Here is a 372-nt window from a genome sequence, read left to right as displayed (position 1 = left end):
GCAATCCATGGCTCAGCGTTTTCTACCATTCATGTGACCCCTGAGGATGGCTTCAGCTACGCCAGTTATGAGGTCGTGGGCTTCGACGCCTCTACTCTTGCTTATGGCGACCTGGTGAAGAGGGTCCTCAGGTGCTTTGGCCCTTCGGAGTTCTCTGTTGCTGTTACCATCTTTGGTGGGCATGGTCATGCTGGAACATGGGCAAAGGAGCTCAATGCTGATGCTTACAAATGCAACAACATGGTAGAGCAGGAGCTGCCCTGTGGTGGCCTCCTCATCTACCAGAGCTTCGACGCTACTGAAGACGTACCTGGTGCTGTTGGGTCGCCCAAATCTGTTCTGCACTGCTTCGAGGCTGAGAATATGGTGAAC

General features: G+C 53.5%; 1 protein-coding gene. It reads left to right on the top strand.

Annotated elements, in window-relative coordinates:
- The coding region (locus tag L9G74_RS23895) for a hypothetical protein (protein ID WP_238898528.1) at positions 1–372 on the top strand (372 nt) is incomplete at both ends.

Source organism: Shewanella electrica (genome assembly GCF_022321485.1).
Lineage (GTDB): Bacteria > Pseudomonadota > Gammaproteobacteria > Enterobacterales > Shewanellaceae > Shewanella > Shewanella electrica.
Note: the sequence above shows the minus strand (reverse complement) of the source record. Positions and strands in the feature narration are given on the sequence as shown.